Raw genomic sequence first — 15887 nt, 5'->3', positions numbered from 1 at the left:
ATTTGTAAATAATCTGAGAAATTTCTTTTTTTACAAGACAAGCTTAAGCAAAAGTGGTAAGATAACTTGTGGAGAAAGTAGTACTACAGAATTTTTACTTGAGGTGAAGAAATGAAACGCATTGGTATTTTGACAAGTGGTGGCGATTCACAAGGTATGAACGCAGCTGTTCGTGCAATCGCCCGTTCTGCAATGCATGCAGGCCTTGAAGCATACGGTGTAAACTATGGTTATAAGGGTTTAGTTGAAGGCGATGTCTTCAAAATGGACTCTTTAAATGATTTAGACGGCATTATCAACCGTGGGGGTACTATTCTTCGTTCAGCACGTTTCCCAGAATTTGCTGAAGAAGAAACTCAGTTAAAAGCAATTGAACAATTGAAGAAGCTTGGAATTGATGCTTTAGTAGTTATCGGGGGCGATGGTTCTTACCATGGTGCCATGAAGCTTACTAAACATGGCTTCAACTCAATTGGGGTTCCAGGGACTATTGATAACGATATTCCAGGAACTGACTTTACAATTGGTTTTGATACTGCGGTTGGGGTTGCAACCGAAGCCTTGGACCGGATTATTGATACAGCCCGTTCACACCAACGGATTTTTGTTGTAGAAGTAATGGGTCGTGGCGCCGGCGATATCGCTTTATGGTCAGGAATTTCTGCAGGCGCAGATGCAATCGTTATTCCTGAACGTGAATTTGATGCCAAAGAAATCGCAGCTAAGTTGACTGACAACAAGAAGCGCGGCAAGGACTATGGTATCGTTGTTGTTGCTGAAGGTGTAATGTCAGCACAAGAATTAAAAGACCAAATTGACCAATACGGTGACTTTGACAGCCGGGCAGTTACATTGGCTCACGTACAACGTGGGGGCATGCCAACTGCTAAGGACCGTGTCTTAGCAAGTCGTTTTGGTGATTATGCCGTTCAATTATTACTTGAAGGCAAGGGTGGTTTAGCAGTTGGTATCCGCGATAACCAACTTGTTGCTAAGGATATCATTGATACCTTGGAAAACCACAAGCACAAGACAGATGTTTCCTTGGCCGATTTAAACGATCGGATTCGTTTCTAAACATTGCTTGTTAAAAGCGTAATTATTATTTATCACTGGTAATAACAGACATAAACGTCAGTTTTACATGTACTATTTTTAAAGGAGAGACTTTACTCATGAAAAAGACCAAGATTGTAAGTACACTTGGACCAGCTAGTTCGGACTTAGACACAATCGTTAAATTGATTGAAGCAGGTGCTAACGTATTCCGCTTCAACTTCTCACACGGTGACCATGAAGAACACCTTGGCCGGATGAACTTAGTTCGTCAAGCTGAAAAAGTTACTGGTAAGATGGTAGGTATCATGCTTGATACTAAGGGTGCCGAAATTCGGACAACTGTTCAAAAAGAAGGTAAGCTTCACTTCAACATTGGTGACGAAGTGCGGATTTCAATGGATGCTTCTATTGAAGGTACAAAGGAAAAGATTGCTGTTACTTACCCAGGTTTATACGATGATGTTCACGAAGGTGGCCACGTATTATTCGATGATGGTTTGATTGACATGCAAATCGAAAAGAAAGATGAAGCTACTAAGGAATTAGTATGTAAAGTCTTGAATGAAGGTACACTTGGTTCACGTAAAGGTGTTAACGCTCCTGGCGTTTCTATCAACTTGCCTGGTATTACTGAAAAAGACTCAGATGACATTCGTTTCGGTTTAGACAACGAAATCAACTTCATCGCTGCTTCTTTCGTTCGTAAGCCACAAGACGTTTTAGATATTCGTGAACTTTTAGAAGAAAAGCACATGGAACACGTGCAAATCTTCCCTAAGATTGAATCACAAGAAGGTATCGACAACTTTGATGAAATCATCAAGGTTTCTGATGGTTTGATGATTGCCCGTGGTGACATGGGGGTTGAAATCCCAGCAGAAAACGTGCCTTTGGTACAAAAGAGCTTAATCAAGAAGTGTAACGCACTTGGTAAGCCAGTTATCACTGCTACTCAAATGCTTGACTCAATGCAAGAAAACCCACGTCCTACACGTGCCGAAGCTTCTGACGTTGCTAACGCTGTGTTTGACGGTACAGATGCAACTATGTTATCTGGTGAATCTGCAAACGGTGACTACCCTGTAGAAGCTGTTGCAACTATGGCTCGGATTGATGTTAAGGCTGAAAATGCTTTACGTCAACACCGTGAATTCTCATTAAACCGTTTCGACAAGACTGATGTTACTGAAGCTATCGGTCGTGCCGTTGCTGAAGCAGCTAACAACTTGAACATCAAGGTTATCGTTGCTGCTACTAAGTCTGGTCACACAGCTCGTATGATTTCTAAGTACCGTCCAGATGCTGATATCTTAGCTGTAACATTTGATGACCGTACTCGTCGCGGTTTAGCTATCAACTGGGGTGTTTACCCTGTGATGGCTGAAGCTCCTGCTTCAACTGATGAAATGTTTGCCTTAGCAACTGAAGAAGCTAAGAAGGCTGGCTTTGCTAAGGAAGGTGACTTAATCTTAATCACTGCTGGTGTACCAGTTGGTGAAAAGGGTACAACTAACGTTATGAAGATCCAATTGATTGGTTCTAAGTTAGTTGAAGGTCAAGGTGTTGGTGACGAAACAGTTATTGGTAAGGCTGTTGTTGCTACATCTGCTAAGGAAGCTGTTGAAAAGGCTGAAGAAGGTGGCGTTTTAGTTGTGAAGACAACTGATAAGGACTACTTACCAGCTATCGAAAAATCAGCTGCTTTAGTTGTTGAAAACGGTGGTTTAACATCACACGCTGCTGTTGTTGGTATCTCAATGGGTATCCCTGTTGTTGTTGGTGCCGCTAACGCAACTGAATTAGTAGCTGACGGTGAAGTTATCACAGTTGACTCACGTCGTGGGATTGTTTACCACGGTGCATCTAACGCACTTTAATTCCCAGGTATTAGGAAAGACTAACAATAGTTAGGTTAAGCCCTCCGCTTATGGTGGAGGGCTTTTTTGTCGTAATTTGAGTAAGAAAGGTACGGCGATAAGCATATTGAAAGGCGGAGTGCTAAAGGGATAGGATAATAAAAAAGAAAAAATCCATTGTTTGAAAACCTTTACCTACTTGACAGCTGATCAAAAAACGATTATCCTATCTTTGTTTAATAAATGAAGCGTTGATGAAAGAGGGCTATCTTTCAAAAAGGTAAGCGAGCCTGGGGTGGTGAAAGCAGGTACTTTTAAAAGGTAGTTGGCGCTTTTGGAGCTTTACGTAATGAAGTTGCTAGGCAAAACTAGAAGTAGGGTGGAACCGCGATTTGGAAAAGTCGTCCCTATGTGACCATTATTGGCGTCACATGGGGACGACTTTTTGTGATGCTAAGAGGTTTTTTCCGAATAAAGACAAAGGAGTTTTTTGCATGACGAAGAAATTAGCAATGCAAGATATTATTTTGACCTTGCAACAATTTTGGGCTAAGCAAGGTTGCATGTTAATGCAGGCATACGATACAGAAAAAGGTGCCGGCACAATGAGCCCTTATACATTTTTACGGGCAGTGGGACCAGAACCTTGGAACGTGGCTTACGTTGAACCATCTCGCCGTCCTGCCGATGGCCGTTACGGTGACAACCCTAACCGTTTGTTCCAACACCACCAATTCCAAGTAATCATGAAGCCATCCCCAAGCAATATCCAAGAATTATATCTTGATAGTTTGCGGGCCTTAGGGATTGTTCCAGAAGAACATGATATCCGTTTTGTGGAAGATAACTGGGAAAACCCATCAATGGGTTGTGCCGGTGTTGGTTGGGAAATTTGGTTAGACGGGATGGAAATTACCCAGTTCACTTATTTCCAACAAGTTGGGGGGCTAGAAGTTAAGCCAGTTGCCGCTGAAGTTACCTACGGGTTAGAGCGGCTATCATCTTACATTCAAGACGTCAATTCCGTCTTTGACCTGGAATGGGCTGATGGGGTTAAATATGGTGATATCTTCAAAGAACCTGAATACGAACACTCTAAATATGCTTTTGAAGAAAGTAACCAAGAAATGCTCTTTAAGGCATTTGATGTTTACGAAACAGAAGCTAAAAAGCAAATCGCTAACGGTCTAGTTCACCCGGCATATGATTACATTTTGAAGTGTAGCCATACCTTTAACTTATTAGATGCACGGGGGGCTGTTTCCGTTACTGAACGGGCTGGCTATTTAGCCCGGATTAGAAACATGGCTAAGGCAGTGGCTAAAGTGTTTGTGGCTGAACGTAAGAAGTTAGGTTATCCATTGATTAAGGATGAAAAATTACGCCAAGAACTTTTGAAGGAGGACAAGTAAGATGGCACATACTTTTCTTTTAGAAATTGGTTTAGAAGAGATTCCTGCCCACGTAGTGACTCCTAGTGTAGAACAGTTAGTAACTAAGGTTAAGAATTTCTTGAAGGAAGAACGGTTGGAGTTTGAAGCAGTTAAGGCTTACTCAACGCCAAGACGATTAGCCGTTAAAGTTTTAGGTTTAGCAGATAAGCAAGCAGATATTAAGGAAGAAGCAAAGGGCCCTGCTAAAAAGATTGCTTTAGATGCTGATGGCAACTGGACTAAGGCCGCCCAAGGATTTGTTCGGGGGCAAGGAATGACAACTGATGATATCTTCTTCAAGGAAATCAAAGGGGTTGAATATGTTCACGTTGAAAAGTTCATTGCAGGTAAGCAAGCCGCTGAGATTTTGCCTAAGCTTAAAGAAGTAGCAATGTCACTTAAGTTCCCAACTATGATGCGTTGGGGTAGCAATGATTTTGAATACGTTCGGCCAATTAAGTGGTTAGTGGCTTTGTTGGACCAAGAGGTTGTTCCATTCGCAATCTTGGATGTGAAAACTGACCGTCTTAGCCAAGGGCACCGCTTCTTAGGCAAGCCGGTTAGCTTTGCTAGCGCTGATGACTATCCTGAAGCGTTGGCTAAAGAGATGGTTATTGCTGATGCAGCTGAACGTAAGGATATGATTCGCAACCAAATTGCTACTTTAGCTAAGGAAAATGACTGGGTAGTCGATGTTGATGAAGATTTACTAGAAGAAGTTAATAACTTGGTGGAATATCCAACTGTTTTTGCAGGTAAATTCGCTGACAAATATCTAGAAGTACCTGACGTGGTATTGATTACCTCAATGAAGGACAACCAACGCTACTTCTACGTTAGAAATCAAGCTGGTAAATTGTTACCATTCTTTATTGCTGTTAGAAACGGGAATAAAGCTTACCTTGAAAATGTCGTGGCAGGGAATGAAAAAGTTTTAACTGCCCGGCTAGAAGATGCTAAGTTCTTCTACCAAGAAGACCAAAAGCAAACAATCGCTCAATACGTTGAACGTTTGAAGACGGTCATGTTTCACGATAAGATTGGGACGATTTACCAAAAGATGCAACGGGTTCAACTTTTGGCTGCTAACCTGGGGCAAAAGCTAGGCTTTACCGAAGAACAATTAGCCGACTTGAAACGGGCAGCAATGATTTACAAGTTTGACTTGGTAACCGGAATGGTCGGTGAATTTTCTGAATTGCAAGGAATTATGGGGGAAATCTATGCCCGCATGCAAGGCGAAAAAGAAACTGTTGCCAAGGCTATGAGTGAAGAGTATATGCCAACTAGCGCCGAAGGTAAATTGCCAGCCAGTCCGGTTGGGGCCTTGCTTTCAATTGCCGATAAGTTAGACAGTATCTATGCTTTCTTTGCTGCGGGGATGATTCCATCTGGTTCCAATGATCCTTACGCCTTAAGACGGCAAGCTTTAGGAATTGTTCGGATTGCTTTGGATCAAAACTGGAATCTAGCGGTAACAGATTTAAGTCAAGCAATCAAGGCTGCTTATAAGGCTGATGCTAGTTTGTTTGAAAAAATTGTCCCAACTGACAGTCAAGCTGAAATGGAAAGCTTTATCTTAGATCGCTTGCACCAAGTTTTAGCTGCAGACAAATACAGCCACGACACATTAGACACAGTAGTTGCTGTTAAGGCTAATAGCTTTGTAACGAGTCAAAAGGCTGCGGCTGTTTTAACGAAGCACCGGGCAGATGCTGACTTTAAGGAAACAATCGAAGCCTTAACTCGGGTAGTTCGCTTGGCTAAGAAGGCTCCTGACTTCGCAGCTGATGCCAAGGTAGATGCTAGCTTGTTTGAAAATGAGTCGGAAGTTGCCTTACAAGCAGCGGTAGCCCAAGTTAAGGAGCAATTCTCTGCTGATGTAGCTGCGGATTATGAACTCTTACGTAAGTTACGGCAACCAATTTCCACTTACTTTGACCAAACGATGGTAATGGCTAATGACGAAGCAATTAAGAACAACCGCTTATTACAACTAAGTCAATTAGCTGACCTAACTACAATCTTCGGTCAACTAGATAAACTTAACGTTAAGTAGTAAAAATAGCTTATTAGTGATGGTGTTAATCCCGCGGATTAACACCATTTTTTTGTCTAAGTTAAATGCTTGCTAATAAGGTGAAATTAAGCTAAAATAGATTATGATTATTCAAAATGGGTGTAGCAGGCATTTGTGTCTGTTAAGTTCATTTGAGGGGGGATTCACAGTTGAGTTTAATTCCCGCGGAAGTTATTGACCGGGTGAGAACGTCAGTCAATATCTTAGATGTGGTTGGTCAATCGGTTCAAATGCATAAGTCTGGTAAGAACTGGTTTGGCTTATGTCCCTTCCATCCCGAGAAGACGCCCTCATTTTCGGTTAACGAGGAAAAGCAAATTTTTACCTGTTTTTCCTGTCACCGGGGGGGAAATGTCTTCAAGTTTTTAATGGAACTAAACGGGGTTACCTTTCCTGAAGCGGTTAAGCAAGTTGCCCAGATAGCGGGAATCGAAATTGCAACCGATGTAGGTCAAACGGCCGCTGAAAAAAACTCCCCTAGGCAAAAGTTGTATCAACTGTATAACCGGGCAGCAGATTTATACCACCATGTCTTAATCAATACTAAGCTGGGCCAAGAGGCTTTTGCTTACCTGCAAGACCGCGGGCTAAGTTTAGAGTTGATTAAGGAGTTTCGGATTGGATTTGCGCCTGAACAACCGTTGTTAGAGGAGTTATTTAAAAAAGAAGAGGCTAGCGATTATCAGTTGGTACGGAAGTCAGGGCTGTTTTTAGAATGGCAAGACGGGAGTTTGCACGAACGGTTTGTAGATCGGATTATGTTTCCCATTAACAATCAAGCCGGGCAGGTAGTGGCTTTTTCGGGCCGCTTGCTACATGCTAACCCACAAGCGCCCAAGTACCTTAATTCGCCGGAAACAGCAATTTTCAATAAAAGCAAGGTGCTTTTTAACTTCGACAAAGCCAAGGGTGAAATTCGCTTAAAACAACGTGTTATCCTCTTTGAAGGGTTTATGGATGTTTTGGCAGCTTACCGGTCGGGGGTAAAAAATGGGGTTGCTTCGATGGGGACAAGCCTAACTGATGAACAAGTTTACCAGTTAAAGCGCCTAACTAATCAGGTTTGTATCTGTTATGATGGTGATGACCCAGGGCAGCTGGCAACCAAGCGGGCCTTGGAATTATTTGAAAGCCAGGGAAGTTTTAATTTAAGTGTTATTAATTTACCGGAAAACTTGGATCCTGATGAATACGTAAAGAAATACGGTGAAGAGAAATTTGCGCAGGCGGTAGCTGCTAATCAGGTGGGGGCGCTAGACTTTTACCTACAATATTTTGAGCGGGGAAAGAATTTAGCGACCGAAAACGACCAGTTGCTTTACTTAAGACAAGTCTTAGAGGTACTAGCACCTTTAAAGGACAAAATTCAACAGGACTTGTACTTAAATCGTTTGAGTAAACGGTTCAAGCTTGAAAAACTTAACTTAGAAGCGCAGTTGCGGGATTTACAGACCAAGCTAAAGGTACAAACTAAACCACTGACTGATTTAAAGACGAGTGCGGTTGTACCACCGGTTGAAAAACAAGCAAAGGTTTCGCAAGTAATCACGGCTCAAAGACTACTACTTTATCGACTCTTACATGAGCAAGGGGTCTTTTTGAGGTTAATGGCCGACGCACAGTTTCATTTTTTTACCGAAATTTATCAACGAGGTTACTTGGTTGCGCAAGCTTACTTTGCCCAACATGAAGACTATAATAGTGCTGAATTTTTGGATTTTATTAAGGAAGAGCCGATAAGACAGTTAGTGGTTTCCTTGGAAATGACCGAGTTTCCACCCCAGGCTCAGCCTGAAGAGATTGATGACTGTATCATCATTATTACTAAATTAGCGCCGCTGTTGGCTAAATTAGACCAAAACGACCAGGAGTTTGAGCGGGCAATGTCTTTAGGGAACACAGAGGAAGCCCAACGGCTATTGGTTGAAAAGATTAAGCTAAAACAGCAAATAGCACAAGTTAAACAAGCATTACATTAAGGAGGCCTTCACTTTGGCAGAAGAGAAGAAGAACAATAATTTTGATGAAGTTGCATACAACAAACGACTCCGGGAAGTAATTCGGGCCTATAAGCCTAAAAAGGAGATTTCTTATACAGAATTGACCAATCAATTAGTTAAGCCATTCGGTCTTGATGCTGACCAAATGGATAAATTGATTGGCCGGATTGAGGATGCCGGTATTTCTGTTGTAGACGAAAATGGTAATCCAAGTGAAGCTAGTTTGATGGCTGCTGACAAAGAGGCTAAGGAAGCTAAAGAGGATGCCGAAAAAGAAGAGGAAGAAACTGCTTCAACTGTTAAGATTAATGACCCAGTTCGGATGTACTTAAAAGAAATTGGGCGGGTTAACTTGTTAACCGCTGATGAAGAGGTTCAATTAGCCTTACGAATTGAAGAAGGCGATGAGGAAGCTAAGCAACGCTTGGCTGAAGCCAACTTGCGGTTAGTAGTTTCGATTGCTAAACGCTATGTAGGCCGGGGCATGTCATTTCTTGATTTAATTCAAGAAGGAAACATGGGCTTGATGAAGGCGGTCGAGAAGTTTGACTACCGGAAAGGGTTTAAATTCTCAACTTATGCTACTTGGTGGATTAGACAAGCAATTACCCGTGCGATTGCTGATCAAGCACGGACAATCCGGATTCCAGTTCACATGGTAGAAACAATTAACAAGTTAATTAGGATTCAACGCCAAATGCTACAAGACTTAGGTCGGGAACCAACGCCTGAAGAAATTGGGGCAGAAATGGATATGCCGACTGAAAAAGTTCGTGAGATTCTTAAAATTGCGCAAGAACCCGTTTCGTTGGAAACACCAATTGGTGAAGAAGACGATTCCCACTTAGGTGATTTTATCGAAGATCAAGATGCGACTAGTCCAGCTGAACATGCTGCTTATGAGTTGTTAAAAGAACAATTAGAAAGTGTCTTGGATACTTTAACCGACCGGGAAGAAAACGTCTTACGTCTCCGCTTTGGGTTGGATGATGGTGGTCGGACCCGGACTCTTGAAGAAGTTGGTAAGGTCTTTGGGGTTACGCGTGAACGAATTCGCCAGATTGAAGCTAAGGCTTTAAGAAAGTTACGGCATCCATCACGTTCTAAGCAATTAAAGGACTTTTTAGAGTAAAAATACTAGGCGGGTTATCAGCTTCGGTGACCCGCTTTTTTAGTAAGTTTGTATCAAGTGAGAGGTTTTTATGGACGCAAGAAAGTTATCTAACCGCTTATTAACTGCGGCAAAATATGTTAAAACAGGGGCGGTCTTAGCAGATATCGGCTCAGACCACGCTTATTTACCTGCTTACCTGGCTTTAAATAAGCAAATTAAGTTTGGAATCGCTGGTGAAGTGGTGAAAGGGCCGTTTGAAAATGCCCAACATGAAATTAAAAAAGAGGGTTTGGTTGGTAAGGTGGAGGCCCGCCTAGCAGATGGTTTAGCTGCTATCGAACTAACCGACCAAGTTGACACTATTACCATTTGTGGGATGGGCGGACCTTTAATTGCTTCAATTCTTGAAAAAGGTAAAGCTAAGCTAGCTAACCACCCACGTTTAATCTTACAACCTAACGTAGGTGAAAAAGAAGTGCGAAAATGGTTAATGCAGGCAGGGTATGCCATTGTGGCTGAAGAAATTTTAGCAGAAGATGGTCACACCTATGAGTTAATCGTGGCCGACTATGCACCTGCTGAGGCTCACTTAAATGAACAGGCGTTAATGTTTGGCCCACTTTTAATGCAGGCAAAAAATCCTGTCTTCATTTCTAAGTGGCGCCAAGAGATTCTTAAGCAAGAAGAGATTTTGACTCACTTAGAACAAGCTAAGGTGGTGCCGCTTGCCAAAAAGGCTCAAATCTTAGCAACAATTAAGGAAATTGAAGGTGTTTTAAATGGTATTAGTTAAAGAATTGGTGACTGAATTTGAACGCTTTGCGCCTAAGGAATTGGCAATGCCTAAAGATCCGGTTGGCTTACAACTGGGTTTTCTTGAACAAGAGGTTACAAAAATGATGGTCACCCTAGATGTTCGACCAGAAACGGTTGCCGAAGCAATTGCTAATGGTTGTGATTTCATCTTCGCCCACCATCCGGCCGTTTTTCGGCCAATTCAACCCTTTGATTTGGCTCAGCCTCAAAATCAAATGTACGCAGAGATACTTAAGCATAATATTACCGTCTACGCAGCGCATACTAACTTAGATTGCACCGCGGGTGGAATGAATGATTGGCTAGCAATGGCTTTAGACTTACAGGCGGTTAAGCCTTTAAGAGAAGATGGCTTGGGCCGGATTGGAAATCTAGCCACTGAAATGACGGTAGCAGACTTTGCGGCTTACTGTAAGCAAGTCTTTAAGCTACAGGGATTACGGGTGATTAGCGCCGATTTAAATGCTAAGGTTAAACGGGTAGCAGTTTTAGGTGGAGCTGGTGGAAGCTTTTGCGAAGCAGCCCTAGCTCAAGGAGCCGAGGCCTATGTGACCGGAGATATTTCTTACCATACGGGCCATGACGTCTTAGCGGCTGGGTTGAATGTCTTTGATGTGGGGCACCATGTTGAAAGTATCTGCAAACCACATATAAAATCGCTCTTTGAACAAATTATTAGGCAAAAAGGCTGGAATTTACCTGTAATTGAGTCTAAACTAAATACAGATCCATTTATCTTTTGTTAAGGAGTGATTTTTGTGTCTAATTATCCAGGATTAACCGACCGCTTTTTAAAGTATGTTAAGGTTGAAACTCGTTCGGATGAAAACTCAACCACAATTCCATCTACTGAAAGTCAGGTTGAATTTGCCAAGCAGTTAGCGGCAGAACTTAAGGAACTTGGATTAAGTAACGTCCGCATCCACCCAACTAACGGCTACGTGTTAGCAACTTTACCAAGTAACTTAGAAGCAGGTAAGAGTGCTAAGAAAGTGGGTTTTATTTCCCATATGGATACTGCTGACTTCAACGCTAAAAATGTTAACCCCCAAATTGTAGATAATTATGATGGTCAAAGCGTGATTAAGTTAGATGAAGCTGGGGAATATGTTTTGGATCCAGCTGAATTTCCAAACTTAAAGAACTATCAAGGCCACACCCTAATTACAACTGACGGGACGACTTTATTAGGGGCCGATGATAAGGCGGGAGTAGCCGAAATCATTACTGCCTTTGCTTACTTGCTCAAGCATCCAGAAATTAAGCATGGCACCTTACAATTAGGAATCGGACCGGATGAAGAAATTGGGACCGGTGCTGACCACTTTGACGTGGCTGACTTCGATGCTGATTTAGCTTACACAGTTGATGGTGGTCCTTTAGGTGAACTAGAATATGAAACCTTTAACGCTGCCCAAGCAGAGATTAGCTTTACGGGTAAAAATGTTCACCCTGGTACGGCTAAGGGCGTAATGGTTAACGCTAGTCTGTTAGCAATGGACTTCCAAAGTCGCTTGCCGCAAGATCAAGTACCTGAATTAACTGCTGGTCGGGAAGGTTTCTTCTTGTTACTAAGTGTTGAAGGAAACGTGGAAGAGGCCAAGTTAACCTACATTATCCGTGATCACGACCGGCAAAAGTTCGAAGCTAAGAAGGCATTGCTTAACGAAATCGTGGCCGAAATGAACCAAGAACTAGGCCAAAAACGGGTAAAGGCAGAAGTTAAGGACCAATACTACAATATGCGCGAAGTAATTGAAAAAGATATGACGGTGGTAGATTTAGCTAAAGAAGCAATGGAAAATCTAGATATTAAGCCACTAATCTTCCCGGTTCGGGGTGGGACTGATGGCTCCAAGATTTCCTTTATGGGCTTGCCAACCCCTAACCTATTTGCTGGGGGCGAAAACATGCACGGACGTTACGAGTATGTTTCAGTTCAAGTTATGGAAAAGGCCGTCGATTTAATCATTGAAATTGCTAAGCTAGCAGCTAAGTAAATACTAAAAAAGCAGGGCGGGTTGGTCCTGCTTTTTACTTGGTCAATTTTTTAAGGCCTTGTAAAGCCAGTTGGTGAGCGCCTTTATTGTCTTTTTCAGGGACCCACTGCCAAACGACTAGCTTGAAGGAGTCAATCAAACTGTTTAACTCTGCTAACAATTCTTGATAATGCTTACTGTAATTTTTATTAAGACTGTCGATTACGAGCTGGCTATCACTGTAAAAAAAGACGGTTTCCTCATTGGCAAACTGACTTAGTGCTTGTTTAAAACCAGCGATTGCCGCCTGAAATTCTGCTTGGTGATTATCACTGGCAGTCAGGGGGTGGCTTAGCTGAATTTGTTTTTTATCATGCACCAGTAAGATTCCGGCACTACTTAGGTTGTTTTTACTAGCTGCATCAGTATAAAGTTTAATCATAAAGGCCTCCGAAGATTTTCTTAAGCTAATTATAACTTAGGCTAAGCCAAAATTTAAGGGGGCTTATGTTATAATAAATGGGCAAGTGAGGTGCAGTAGTAGTGAAATTTTTTTATCAACCTGAGTGGACAACCAGCATAACAAGTTGGTCTTACACACTAATTATTTTGCTGAGTGCAATCATTACCTGGTTAGAGTTTACTTACTTTCAAATTTGGTCGGCACTCTTATTTGGCCTCTTCTTTTTAACTACTTTTCTGCAAGTTTTTAGACGGCAGATGTTTTTTAAAGAAGATGGGCTAGTTTTACGGGCGGTAGTTCCCTTTAACAATAAAAAGCTAGCCTACCAAGAGATTGTAGGGGTGCGTAAGTTTAAAAATGGTTTGGAAATAAAGACCAAGTTTCGGACTTACCAAGTGTTGATGCCGCTAGCAAGGAGGGAACTTTTCTATCAAAAACTCAATTCATTATTATAAAGTTCGCTTTTAAGGCTTGTAAAAACGGTTTTTTAAAATATTTAGCGAATTAATACTGACAAAAACGAAAATTAAGGTTATACTAGGCTTAACTTAACAGGGAGGGATTTTTCCGTGAAAGATATTGAAATTGCACAACAAAGTGAGATGGAACCAATTGTTAAGGTGGCAAAAAGAGCGGGGCTAAGTGAAGATGAGATTGAACAATATGGTAACTACAAAGCTAAGATTAAGTTACCTCTAGCAGCTCGTCCCCAAACCAAGGGTAAACTGATTTTAGTAACAGCCATTAACCCTACTCCAGCCGGGGAAGGAAAATCAACCGTAACAGTTGGGTTGGGTGATGCCTTAAACCTTCTAGATAAGAAAGTAATGATTGCTTTACGTGAACCTTCATTAGGTCCAGTGATGGGGATGAAGGGTGGTGCCACTGGTGGTGGTTACTCACAGGTGGTACCGATGGAAGACATCAACCTCCACTTTACAGGGGATATGCATGCTTTAACAGCCGCTAATAACACTTTAGCTGCCTTAATTGATAATCATATCTATCAAGGAAATAAACTCAATTTAGACCCTCGTCGGGTTATTTGGAAGCGGGTCTTAGATATCAATGACCGGGCTTTGCGCCACGTTGTGGTTGGGCTTGGTGGCCTGACGCAAGGAGTACCACGTGAGGACGGTTTTGATATCACGGTTGCTTCTGAAATGATGGCGGTACTTTGCTTAGCTAAGGATATCGCCGATTTAAAGAAACGTTTAGGCCAAATTGTAGTGGGCTACACTTACGACAAGGAACCAGTGACCGTCAACGATTTAGGGGTGACCGGTGCCCTTGCCTTGCTCTTGAAGGATGCAATTAAGCCCAACTTAGTGCAAACTTTGGCCCACACACCTGCAATCGTTCACGGGGGCCCATTTGCAAATATTGCCCACGGCTGTAACAGTGTCTTAGCTACGCAAACCGCTTTGAAATTGGCCGATTATACAATTACTGAAGCAGGCTTTGGAGCTGATTTAGGGGCAGAAAAATTCCTCGATATTAAAACACCGGTTTTAGGTAAGACACCAGATACCATCGTGATTGTGGCTACTGCCCGGGCATTGAAGATGAACGGGGGCGTCTTGAAGACCGACTTAGATCAAGAAAACGTGACAGCTGTGGCTGAAGGGTATAAGAACTTACAAAAACACATTAAGAACATGCAATCTTATAACGTGCCGGTAGTCGTGGCTATTAACCGCTTTACTGCCGATACGGATGCAGAGTTGGCTAAGATTCAAGAACTTTGCCAAGCAGATGGCGTGAAGGCAATTATTGCAAACGTTTGGGCCGAAGGTGGCAAGGGTGCAGTCGAATTAGCTACTGAAGTGTTAGCCCGGGTGGAAGAGAAACACGAATTTAGTCCCCTTTATGCTAGTGATGATGAATTAACCGTTAAGATTGATAAAATCGTTAAAAATATTTACGGTGGCGCCAAGGTTGAATATGGCCCTAAGGCTAAGCGGCAACTAAAAGAATTTGCCAAGTACGGTTGGGATAAGTTACCTGTATGTATGGCTAAGACCCAATATTCGCTTTCTGATAACGCTAAGTTGTTGGGGGCACCACAAGGTTTTACGATTCATGTGCGTGAATTTGTCCCTAAGCTAGGGTCACAATTTGTGGTGGCTTTAACTGGAAATGTAATGACAATGCCTGGCCTGCCTAAGGTGCCAGCTGCCGATGGGATGGATTTGGACGATGATGGCACTATTTCAGGTCTTTACTAAGTAGCTGCTTAAGCTAAAAATAAGTCCAAACTTCTTAGTCTGTAAGAAGTCTGGGCTTATTTTTTTGGTTTAGCTTGAAATTTGGTAAAATATTCTTGAAGGAAGTGAGATTTTTGCAAAATGCAGCTTATTTAATCAGAAGCCAACGCGCCTATGAACGGGTGCTTAATCAATTAGCAGCCCAAGGCTATCGTTATGCTGACGGGCAGCCTCTAGAAACTAAGCCTGTTTTTACTAACCGGATCGTTTTAGTAACCGAAAATGGCTTAGTTACAAAACGGAGCATTGAAAAATACAATGGCGATGCAATGTATCGCCTCACCAGCCATCACTTATACGTTGTGGACTAGTCTAAAATAGAGTACAATTAAATAATTGGAAAAAATTAGGTGAGGTGTGAATAGTGCAAACTTGGCTCTTTTTAGCTTTAATTATGTTGATAGCGTACCTAGGTAAAAATATGTCCCTTATGATTGCAACTGGCTTTGTGATGTTGGTGAAACTTTTACCTTTTGCCGATAAGCTCTTTGATTTTATCCACGCTAAGGGAATTAACTGGGGGGTTATCATTATTACAATCGCCGTCTTGGTGCCAATTGCTACGGGTGAGATTGGGTTTAAGGACTTGCTAGCCGCCTTTAGAAGCCCAGCTGGTTGGATTGCGGTTTTATGCGGGGTGCTGGTCGCTGTCTTATCGCGTAACGGGGTCAACCTGTTAGCGAGCTCACCGCAGGTTACCGTTGCCTTGGTGCTCGGAACTATTATGGGGGTAGTCTTCTTAAAAGGGGTCGCTGCTGGACCGGTGATTGCCGCTGGGATTACCTATTGTATTATCAGTGCCTTTAATTTGAATTTTTAA

The 15887-nt window shown here is 42.3% G+C and carries 14 protein-coding genes; 13 read left to right on the top strand and 1 reads right to left on the bottom strand.

Annotated features, from left to right (window positions below):
* Nucleotides 1-111: 111 nt before the first annotated feature.
* The 9 genes from pfkA to pepT all read left to right on the top strand — a co-directional run bounded on the left by pfkA (nucleotide 112) and on the right by pepT (nucleotide 12358).
* Nucleotides 112-1077 (top strand): 6-phosphofructokinase, encoded by a 966-nt coding sequence (pfkA, locus tag N4597_RS05650; RefSeq protein WP_056976598.1) that lies wholly within the window; start codon nucleotides 112-114, stop codon nucleotides 1075-1077.
* A 98-nt stretch (nucleotides 1078-1175) separates the two neighbouring features.
* Complete coding sequence (pyk, locus tag N4597_RS05645) at nucleotides 1176-2936, top strand: pyruvate kinase (protein WP_050612250.1); 1761 nt, start codon at nucleotides 1176-1178, stop codon at nucleotides 2934-2936.
* A gap of 473 nt (nucleotides 2937-3409) precedes the next feature.
* Nucleotides 3410-4327, top strand: a complete 918-nt coding sequence (gene glyQ, locus N4597_RS05640) for a glycine--tRNA ligase subunit alpha (protein WP_050612249.1) — start codon at nucleotides 3410-3412, stop codon at nucleotides 4325-4327.
* A 1-nt stretch (nucleotide 4328) separates the two neighbouring features.
* Nucleotides 4329-6407, top strand: coding sequence for a glycine--tRNA ligase subunit beta (gene glyS / locus N4597_RS05635; RefSeq protein WP_260902805.1), 2079 nt, complete (start codon nucleotides 4329-4331; stop codon nucleotides 6405-6407).
* Between the two features lie 170 nt (nucleotides 6408-6577).
* Complete coding sequence (gene dnaG / locus N4597_RS05630) at nucleotides 6578-8407, top strand: DNA primase (RefSeq protein ID WP_172585202.1); 1830 nt, start codon at nucleotides 6578-6580, stop codon at nucleotides 8405-8407.
* 79 nt (nucleotides 8408-8486) lie between these two features.
* Nucleotides 8487-9560 carry an RNA polymerase sigma factor RpoD gene (gene rpoD / locus N4597_RS05625; RefSeq protein WP_235804502.1) on the top strand — a complete coding sequence of 358 codons (1074 nt, stop codon included), beginning with the start codon at nucleotides 8487-8489 and terminating at the stop codon, nucleotides 9558-9560.
* Nucleotides 9561-9630: 70 nt separating this feature from the next.
* The gene (locus N4597_RS05620; RefSeq protein WP_260902802.1) at nucleotides 9631-10335 is read left to right on the top strand and encodes a tRNA (adenine(22)-N(1))-methyltransferase; all 705 of its coding nucleotides are present in this window, start codon (nucleotides 9631-9633) and stop codon (nucleotides 10333-10335) included.
* Nucleotides 10322-11104 (top strand): Nif3-like dinuclear metal center hexameric protein, encoded by a 783-nt coding sequence (locus tag N4597_RS05615; RefSeq protein ID WP_260902801.1) that lies wholly within the window; start codon nucleotides 10322-10324, stop codon nucleotides 11102-11104. The genes N4597_RS05620 and N4597_RS05615 overlap by 14 nt, the downstream gene beginning before the upstream one ends.
* Nucleotides 11105-11116: 12 nt before the next feature.
* Complete coding sequence (pepT, locus tag N4597_RS05610) at nucleotides 11117-12358, top strand: peptidase T (protein WP_089144715.1); 1242 nt, start codon at nucleotides 11117-11119, stop codon at nucleotides 12356-12358.
* A 34-nt stretch (nucleotides 12359-12392) separates the two neighbouring features.
* Here pepT and N4597_RS05605 read toward each other — a convergent pair whose 3' ends face one another.
* Nucleotides 12393-12779: a ribonuclease HI family protein gene (locus N4597_RS05605; protein ID WP_260902800.1), complete on the bottom strand. Its 387-nt coding sequence runs from the start codon at nucleotides 12777-12779 to the stop codon at nucleotides 12393-12395.
* Between the two features lie 101 nt (nucleotides 12780-12880).
* Between N4597_RS05605 and N4597_RS05600 the strand changes: the two genes are divergently transcribed.
* From N4597_RS05600 to N4597_RS05585, 4 genes are all read left to right on the top strand, one after another.
* The gene (locus N4597_RS05600; RefSeq protein ID WP_260902799.1) at nucleotides 12881-13255 is read left to right on the top strand and encodes an EbsA family protein; all 375 of its coding nucleotides are present in this window, start codon (nucleotides 12881-12883) and stop codon (nucleotides 13253-13255) included.
* Nucleotides 13256-13369: 114 nt separating this feature from the next.
* Nucleotides 13370-15028 carry a formate--tetrahydrofolate ligase gene (locus N4597_RS05595; protein WP_260902798.1) on the top strand — a complete coding sequence of 553 codons (1659 nt, stop codon included), beginning with the start codon at nucleotides 13370-13372 and terminating at the stop codon, nucleotides 15026-15028.
* A gap of 113 nt (nucleotides 15029-15141) precedes the next feature.
* Nucleotides 15142-15378, top strand: a complete 237-nt coding sequence (locus N4597_RS05590; RefSeq protein ID WP_056976609.1) for a hypothetical protein — start codon at nucleotides 15142-15144, stop codon at nucleotides 15376-15378.
* A 53-nt stretch (nucleotides 15379-15431) separates the two neighbouring features.
* The gene (locus tag N4597_RS05585; RefSeq protein ID WP_050612239.1) at nucleotides 15432-15887 is read left to right on the top strand and encodes a DUF441 domain-containing protein; all 456 of its coding nucleotides are present in this window, start codon (nucleotides 15432-15434) and stop codon (nucleotides 15885-15887) included.

This window comes from Ligilactobacillus agilis, assembly GCF_025311475.1.
GTDB classification, from domain to species: Bacteria; Bacillota; Bacilli; order Lactobacillales; family Lactobacillaceae; genus Ligilactobacillus; species Ligilactobacillus agilis.
The sequence above is the reverse complement of the archived record's forward strand: the minus strand, read 5'-3'. Positions and strand labels throughout refer to the sequence as shown.

Excerpts from the sequence above, each read along its gene's own strand:
- pfkA (WP_056976598.1), top strand. The coding sequence starts at position 112 with ATGAAACGCATTGGTATTTTGACAAGTGGTGGCGATTCACAAGGTATG.
- pyk (WP_050612250.1), top strand. The coding sequence starts at position 1,176 with ATGAAAAAGACCAAGATTGTAAGTACACTTGGACCAGCTAGTTCGGAC.
- glyQ (WP_050612249.1), top strand. The coding sequence starts at position 3,410 with ATGACGAAGAAATTAGCAATGCAAGATATTATTTTGACCTTGCAACAA.
- glyS (WP_260902805.1), top strand. The coding sequence starts at position 4,329 with ATGGCACATACTTTTCTTTTAGAAATTGGTTTAGAAGAGATTCCTGCC.
- N4597_RS05620 (WP_260902802.1), top strand. The coding sequence starts at position 9,631 with ATGGACGCAAGAAAGTTATCTAACCGCTTATTAACTGCGGCAAAATAT.
- N4597_RS05615 (WP_260902801.1), top strand. The coding sequence starts at position 10,322 with ATGGTATTAGTTAAAGAATTGGTGACTGAATTTGAACGCTTTGCGCCT.
- N4597_RS05605 (WP_260902800.1), bottom strand. The coding sequence starts at position 12,779 with ATGATTAAACTTTATACTGATGCAGCTAGTAAAAACAACCTAAGTAGT.